Raw genomic sequence first — 7953 nt, forward strand, 5'->3', positions numbered from 1 at the left:
TCAATAAAACTAGTTTACCGTTAAACTATTTCTTTCTGCACTGCAATCATCCTCTGCTGCGGCATTGCGGCCCTGCGAACTGCGGCAGGTTTCCGCTTGGCAGCGAGGCTGGTTCCGGGCCAGCATAAGCTGAAACAGGCGCTGCAATCCACAGCCGGGAGCGGAAGAATATGACACGAACTGTCGCGGATCTTGCCAAGGCCCTTCTGAACGCCACCCTGATCCTGCTGGCGCTCTGCCTGTTCCTGGGGTGGAAGCTGATGGCGGCTGCCTCTGCCGTCACCGCCAATGCGGCAGAGATCACCAGCCGCGTTGAACCGCTGCACACCGCCGTAACCGGGCTGCAGGGGGAGATTGCCAGTCTTCGCGCTGCCGTTCAGAACGGGACAGCCACCGTGTCTCCAACCCGCCTTGCCCCTTTGGAGGAACGCCTGGACCAGCTGCAGGCGAGCCTATCCGAAATGCGGGATCTGCCCCAGCAGGCCGCGGCAGGGGCAGCCCGCGCAGGGGCGGCGGAGTTTGCCGCCCGCTTGACCGGCCTGCTCCGCTGCAGCGGACAGAAAAACGCTGCGCCTCCGGGTTAGAAGCGCAGCGCATCTGAGTAAGCTTGCCTAGCGTAGCGGCTCAGCCGGCCGCTTGCACCTGCCGCACGGTCTCGCCGTAGCCGCCCGCCATAACATAGTCGAGCTCCGGCCCGGTGCTGGCGCGGTGCAGCGCCTCATTGCGGTAGGGGAAGCGGCCGAACTGGCGGATCACTTCGCGATGGGCGCGGGCGTGCAGCAGGTTGCTGGTGCCGGTCTGCGGCATCCGCTCCATCATCAGCCGGATGCAGCGTTCCTGGTCGCACAGGTTCTCTGAATGCATCAGCGGCAGATAGAAGAACTGCCGCGCCGGCTCGTCGATCTTCATGTCCCACTTCTTGTTGATCGCGACCTTGGCCGCCGACAGCGCCGCCTGGTCGGAGGCAAACGCCTTGCCCTCGCCGCGGAACATGTTGCGCGGGAACTGGTCCATCAGGATGATGTACGCCAGCGTCCCGCTGGGGTAGGTCAGCCAGAAGGAGAACCTGCCCTCGCAAGCCTCCTGCCAGGTTTTCTGGAACTTCGTGCGGATCTCTTGATCCAGCGCATCATCCTGCAGATACCATCCCTTCTCCCCGACCTCGTCGAGCCAGAATTCAAGTATCTCTTCGGGACCAGCCATCGGTCTTAACTCCAAGTTTTTCCTGACCCTGATTTCAGGCCATTTTACGTTGCCATTACAAGTAACCTTGGGTCACAAATTGCGACAGGCAAGACCTGCGAGTGAAATAATCCTCACGAAAACGGCTGGTTAGCGCAATCAGTTCTCCGCAGCGGCGGTTTCCTGCTCCTCAAGCTCGGTATCAATGGCGTATTCCTGGGCAAACTCCACCGCCACCGGCGTTGCGGTCGGCGACATCGCGGCGTAGCTACCGGTCTCCTCGACCGGGATCGAGGCGCGCTGGGTCGCGCGGTAGAGCGCATAGGCCGCCATCACGAACATCAGCGCAGCGATGAAGGTGAAAAAGCCCGGAGGCCCGAACACCGCGTCCCCCATCAGCCAGCCGGTGATCACCGGGCCGGCAATTGCGCCCAGCCCGTTGATGAACACCAGCCCGCCCGACGCTGCCGCCATGTCGTCATGCTCCAGGTAGTCGTTGGTATAGGCGATCAGCAGCGAGTAAAGCGGGTTCGAAAGGCCGCCGATAAAGAAGGCCGCCACCAGCAGCATCTTGAAATCGCCGCCCAGCAGGAAGCCCGCCACAGCCGCGGCGCCGCCAATCAGCGAGACAAACAGGATCAGCACCCGGCGGTCCATCCGGTCGGAAATCCAGCCCAGCGGATACTGCAGCACCGTCGCGCCGACATAGAAAGTCGCGATAAAGACCGACAGCTGGGTCAGGCTCATGCCTGCGGCAGAGCCGTACACCGCGCTCATCCCGAACTGCGCCGAGAAGACACCGCCCAGCAGGAACATGCCCACGCAGCCCAGCGGCGAGATCTTCATCAGCTCTTTCAGCGTCATTGGCTTGGTGGTGTCAAAGGCCGGGGTCGGCTGGATCGACAGCAGAATCGGCGCAAAGGAAATCGAAACCAGGATCGAGGCGATGATGAACGCCTCATAACCGCCCGGGTCACCGATCTGGATCAGGCCCTGCGCGGTGATGATGCCGATCATCTGCACGATCATGTACAGCGACAGCGCCTTGCCGCGGTTGGTGTTGTCGGCGGCGTTGTTCAGCCAGCTTTCCGCGGTCACATACACGCCGGAGAAGCAGAAGCCGATGATCATTCGCCCCAGCGCCCAGGCGATGGTGTTGGGCAGCAGCGGGTACAGGATCATCACCGCCGAGATGAACGACGCCAGCGCAGCAAAGACGCGCACGTGGCCAACCCGGCGGATCATCTCCGGCGCCAGCCGCGAGCCGCCCAGGAAGCCGACGAAATAGGCCGCCATCACCAGGGACATCTCGAAGGAGGAGAACCCCTCCAGATCGCCCCGCACCCCCAGCATGGTGCCCTGCAGGCCGTTGCCCACCATCAGCAAGCAAACCCCCAACAGCAGCGCCCACGCGCTCGACAGCACCTGCAGCATTTCCATGCCTCCTTTGAAAGCAAAGCAGCCCTCCACAGGGGACGGGCTGCCATCACATTTGATTGTTATGTCCGGGCGATCAAGGCTCGCGTGGCCGGTGTCGCTGATTCTGATTTCAGTTTCATGACCGGGCTTTCGCGATCAGGGGCCATGGTTGCGGCGCTTGTCTCTGGATTCGCGCCGCTTTTCTAAGGTGTATCCGTCTTCGCCGGGATCAAAAGCGACGCATCGCCATAAGAAAAGAACCGGTAGCCGCTGCTGACCGCATGATCGTAGATGCGCCGGATCTCCTCCTGCCCCATCAGGGCGGAAACCAGCATCAGCAGGGTCGATTTCGGCAGGTGGAAATTGGTCATCAGCGCATCCGCCACCTGGAACTCGAACCCGGGGTAGATAAAGATGTCGGTGTCGCCTTCCCAAGGGTGGATCTGCCCGTCCTTGGCGGCGCTTTCGATCAGCCGCAGTGCCGTGGTGCCGACCGGAATCACCCGGCCGCCCGCCGCCTTGGTCGCAGCAATGTCCGCCGCAACCTCTGCGCCCACCTTGCCCCATTCCGCGTGCATCCGGTGGGTGGTCACATCCTCCACCTTGACCGGCAGGAAGGTGCCCGCGCCCACATGCAGGGTGACATAGGATATATCCACCCCGCGCGCCTGCAGCGCCGCCAGCAGCGGTTCATCGAAATGCAAGGAGGCTGTCGGCGCCGCAACCGCGCCCGAATTCCTGGCCCACACGGTCTGATAGTCGGTCTTGTCCTGCTCATCCGCGGCCCGCTTGGCCGCGATATAGGGCGGCAGCGGCATCGCGCCGGCCTCTGCCAGTGCCGCGTCGAAATCAGTGCCGCTGAGGTTAAAGCGCAACTGCCCCTGGCCGTCCTCGATGGCTTCCAGCGTCGCGCTCAGATCCTCAGAGAAGACGATCTCCTCGCCTTCACGGATCTTTTTCAGTGGCCTCAGCAGCGCCGCCCAGCTGCCGTCGGCGCGCGGCTCCAGCAGGGTGGCCTCGATTTTCGCCGATACCGGCCCCTGCGCGCTGTCGCGGTGGCGCTGCCCGCTGAGGCGTGCCGGGATCACCCTGGTGTCGTTCAGCACCAGCCGGTCGCCGGGCTGCAGCCAATTGACCAGGTCGGTCACCCGCCCGTCATGCAGGGTTCCGCCCTCAGCCACCAGCAGCCGGGCAGAGCTGCGCGGACTGGCAGGCCGGGTGGCAATCAGATCGTCGGGCAGGTCAAAGTCGAAATCGCTGAGTTTCATGGCGCGCGCTATAGGATGTGCTGCAGGGAAAATCTATGGCGATTTTCGCCCCCAGCCAGTTTACTTGTTGGCCCCAAGCGGGGTTTGGACTTGCTCTTCACCTTCCTCCAGAAGCTCCCCGTCAACGGAGAAGGCCCTGTCGTCCCCCGGCACCTTCGGCGGAGGACCGCGGAAGATCTCACGCAGGAACCCCGGCGCCAGCCCGGCCAGCGGGTTGACCGACACCGAGGGATCATCCGCGGTGCCGCGCAGGGTGAAGGTGAAGCCGAACAGCCCCTCGCCGTCCCGGGGCGACAGCACCCGCCCGATAGCGTTAAGCAGATACACCGGCGAGATCACCCCGCGCATGTTCAGGCGGCTGCTGTTCAGATCAAAGTTGCCGTCCAGCGACAGCCCCATCGACGGCCCGACCGCGCTGCTCTGGTGCAGAATCAGATGCGAACCGCCCAGCCGGAACCGCCCGTCCATGCTGGTGAACAGGATGCCCTGGCCGGTCATCTCGTCCAGCAGCCCGACCAGGCTGATCGCGTTCAGAATCGCCGCCATCGACGGCGCATTGCGCACCCGGATGTTGCGCACGCTGACCCGCCCGTCGTATTCGCCCGGCCTCTCTGCCGGGACCAGCGTCATGTCGAAACTGCCGCCGCGGCCATGCTCGAACACCCCGGCAGACCGGAACACGCCGCCGGCATCATTGGCGCGGATGCGCGCCGCGGTGCCGTTGTTCTGCGGCACCACGGTGCCTGCCACGGGCGTCTGCCCGTTCAGGCGGGCGGTGAACTCCCCATTCATGCCGCCCTGGGTCGAAAACCGGCCCTGAAAGCTTTGCAGCCCGATGCTGTCCGTGACCTGCAAATTCTGCAAACGCAAGGAGATCGGAACCGACCCTCCGCCGCTGCTGCCGCCGCCGCCGCTGCCGGAGCTTTCCGAGAACGGCGAGCGGTTCAGGTCCAGCCTGCCGCCGGTGACCTCAATCGCTGGCGGTGCGCTGCCGCGCCCGCGGAAGGTCACCGCGCCCTGAAACCAATTGCCCACCCGCGCAGAGGAAAACACCGCCTGATCCAGCCCGCCGCCCTCGCGCGTTGTGACCCGGCCGGTGGCCGCCAGCCCGGGCGCCTGCAGTTCCAGCCGCTCCACCGTCGCGGTCTGCGCCAGCTCTGCCGACAGCGACAGCTTGCCTGCCGCCGCCATGCTCTTGCGCCAGCCGATCTCCGCAATCCTCAGGCCGACCCCGGCAAGGTCCGAGTCCAGCTGCAGCCGCGGCGGCGCGCCGGGCTGCAGATCCACCGTGTAACGGCCCTGCCCTTGGCCGAAGACGGACCCGCGCGGCAGGCCCAGGTTAAAGGCGGACACGGCCTCTGCCGACAGTTCGATGGTGCCCTCGGCCCGGCTGTCGCGGGGGGCGTCCTTGCCGATCTTCTGCCCCCAGCTGACGGTCAGCGGCACACCCGACAGGCTGCCGCTGCCGCTGATGCGCACCTCACCCTGGTTGCCTTCGATCTTCAGCAGCGGCGCCACAGCGGTATGACCCGGCACCAGCTTGCTGGTCTCCACCGCCCGCGCCTCACCGCTGTAGTGATAGAGGATCTCTTCCGGCTGCACGCCTTTGCGCAGCGGCAGCGACAGCGTGCCCGCGGCCTCCACCTGCCCCTCGGCCAGATCGACCGGCAGCGACGCCTTGTCCATGATCTCAAGCGGCTCGCGGTTCAGCAGCGACAGCGCCGCAGTCACCGAACCGCGCGCAGCAATCCGGGCAATGCCGGGGGTGCCGTCGCGCACTGTGGTGTCCGGGATGATGAAGGAGGTTCCTGTAACATCCACGTCACCGCCCTGGTCCGCCGTGACCACCCCCTGGGACGCGGTGACCACAAAGCGGTTGCCGTAAAGGCTAAGCTGGCCCGCCGCCTGCCGCACCGGCGGCATGAACTTCTGAAACAGCACCTCGGCCTGTTCAAAGGCCAGATCCAGGCTGACGAACGGCTTGCCGCTGCCGCGCCCGCGCATGTGGAAGCCCACATCGCGCACCAGCCCCGCATGCAGGTTCTCCCGCACCCAGGCGCGCGGCTTGGACGCCAGCGCCTCCGGCCACAGCTGCTTGACCCGCTCGACCCCGACCTGATCGACCCGCCCGTTCAAGTCATAATCCCAGCCTTCGGGCCCGGCCCCGATCACACCGTCGAAATGGATCCGGCTGCCGCCGTCGCGCACCAGCATCTCGCCCAGCCGCAGACGGAAGGGTTTCAGCCGCAGATCGAAATCCGCATCCACCGCCGGGAATTTCACCGGCGTCTCGAACAGGCGGCGCGGGTTCAGCTCCAGATCGGCAAAGCGCAGCTGGCCGGTCAGCCCGGTCAGCTGCCCGTTCTGGATCCCCGCCAGGCTGGCCTGCCCCTGCATCACCCCGGAGCCCCAGCCGCTCTGCACACTCAGCTCGGCGAATTCCAGCTTCTGCGCCGCCGGGTCATAGGTGAAATAGCTGCGCGCCCCGGTGATCGGCACCGGCCGGGTCTGCGCCTCCGGCTGGATCACCCCCTCGCCGATCCGCAGGCTGGCCTGCACCGGCTCCAGCGTGCCGTCGCGGCGCACACCGCCGCGCAGGGAGCCGGAAATCGGCGCCCGCAGGACCCCCAGCCAGCCAAGCGCCGGGCTTTGCAGGGCGATGTCCTCACTAGCGATCTCCGAGACAAGAACCCCGAATTCCGCCTCCGGGCTGCCGATCTCCGAGGTATAACTGGCCTCGACCGAGCCCACGTCGCCGCGTCCGCTCAGCACGGAAAACACCGCCGAGGCCGACACCGCGCTGCCGCTCTTCTGCAGCCGGACCCGGCCGCCGTCCAGGGTCCAGGCGCGGCCCAGGCGGTCATCGGTATAAGACAGCGTCAGCTCGCTGGTCTCGACCCCCCGCAGTGCCGCCAGAACGGGCTTGTCCAGCTGGCTGTCCCATTGCTTGATCAGCTCCACCAAATTGCCCGCCTGCCGGGTTGGCAGTCCGCCGCTGGCAAAACTCAGCGCCAGCGTTCCATCCTGATTGCGCCGCAAGACTGCGAACAGACCGCTGAGCGAGATTTGCTTGGGCTGGACCTGGCCGCGCAGCAGCGGCCGCATCGCCAGGCTCGCTTGGGCATCTGCCAGCTGGGCAAACACCGCGCCGTCCGGGTGGCGCAGCACCACGTCCTTGAGGCTGACCCGCGGCCGCCAGCCCTTGTTCACAACCACATGGATGGCGCCGAAGTCGATCTGCAACCCGTTCAGGTGCCGCTCGATCCGGGTCTCCACCCGCTGGCGCAGCCACTCCGGCGCATCCAGCCGGGTGCCAAGGCCGAAATAGATCGCGCCAGCACCCAGGAAGCTCAGCAATGCAAGCAGCCAGACAGCACCGCGCAGCAGCCGCCAGCGCCAGCGCCGCCGCACCGGTGCCGCAACGCTGGCCTCCGGGCCGGGCACGGGCCCGCGCACAGGCACGGCCTCGGCCGCAGCGCCGTTATTCTCGCCGGCTTGTTTGATCTCAGCTTTCCCTTTGCTGCTCATGGGTTATGGTTGCCGCGCAATAAGTTGCGCAAATTACCGGAGACAGGCCGATGCCCGACGTTTCAGATCCCGCCCCTTCCTTTACCCTGCCCCGCAGCGGCGGCGGAGAGGTCACTTTGTCCAGCCTCAAGGGCGCGCCCGTGGTGCTGTTCTTCTATCCCCGTGATGATACTCCCGGCTGCACCAAAGAATCCATCGCCTTTTCAGAGGCTTTGCAGGCCTTTGCCGACGCCGGGGCGCAGGTTTTCGGGATCTCCAAGGATACCGTCGCCAAGCACGACAAATTCACCGACAAACACGGGCTGACAACGCCGCTTCTGTCCGATGCGGAGGGCACGGTGTGCGAAGATTACGGCGTCTGGAAAGAAAAGAGCATGTACGGCAAGAAGTTCTGGGGGATCGAACGCTCAACCTTCCTGATCGACGCCGAAGGCCGCATCGCGCGGGTCTGGCGCAAGGTCAAGGTCGACGGCCACGCCGCCGAGGTGCTGGAAGCCGTCCGCGCGCTTTGAGGCGTGGCGGCGCTGAAGGCACGGCGGGGGGGCTCCCGCCAGTT

The 7953-nt window shown here is 65.5% G+C and carries 6 protein-coding genes; 2 read left to right on the forward strand and 4 right to left on the reverse strand.

Annotation, left to right across the window (positions count from 1 at the left end; all coding sequences use genetic code 11):
• The first annotated feature begins 170 nt into the window (after nt 1-170).
• Nucleotides 171-584, forward strand: coding sequence for a hypothetical protein (locus ACTRWG_RS01250; RefSeq protein WP_027237742.1), 414 nt, complete (start codon nt 171-173; stop codon nt 582-584).
• Nucleotides 585-624: 40 nt separating this feature from the next.
• On the opposite strand, the gene ACTRWG_RS01255 is transcribed toward ACTRWG_RS01250, so the two are convergent.
• The 4 genes from ACTRWG_RS01255 to ACTRWG_RS01270 all read right to left on the reverse strand — a co-directional run bounded on the left by ACTRWG_RS01255 (nt 625) and on the right by ACTRWG_RS01270 (nt 7397).
• Nucleotides 625-1203, reverse strand: coding sequence for a DUF924 family protein (locus ACTRWG_RS01255; protein WP_027237743.1), 579 nt, complete (start codon nt 1201-1203; stop codon nt 625-627).
• 138 nt (nt 1204-1341) lie between these two features.
• On the reverse strand, nt 1342-2616 hold the full coding sequence (locus ACTRWG_RS01260; protein WP_027237744.1) for an MFS transporter: 1275 nt from the start codon (nt 2614-2616) through the stop codon (nt 1342-1344).
• Nucleotides 2617-2804: 188 nt separating this feature from the next.
• Entirely contained in the window at nt 2805-3869 is a 1065-nt protein-coding gene (gene queA, locus ACTRWG_RS01265; RefSeq protein ID WP_027237745.1) for a tRNA preQ1(34) S-adenosylmethionine ribosyltransferase-isomerase QueA, read from the reverse strand.
• A 60-nt stretch (nt 3870-3929) separates the two neighbouring features.
• The gene (locus ACTRWG_RS01270) at nt 3930-7397 is read right to left on the reverse strand and encodes a YhdP family protein (protein ID WP_027237746.1); all 3468 of its coding nucleotides are present in this window, start codon (nt 7395-7397) and stop codon (nt 3930-3932) included.
• Between the two features lie 50 nt (nt 7398-7447).
• Between ACTRWG_RS01270 and ACTRWG_RS01275 the strand changes: the two genes are divergently transcribed.
• On the forward strand, nt 7448-7909 hold the full coding sequence (locus tag ACTRWG_RS01275; protein ID WP_027237747.1) for a peroxiredoxin: 462 nt from the start codon (nt 7448-7450) through the stop codon (nt 7907-7909).
• Nucleotides 7910-7953: the final 44 nt, after the last annotated feature.

This window comes from Leisingera sp. G5_S3_59_S7 (assembly GCF_054968485.1).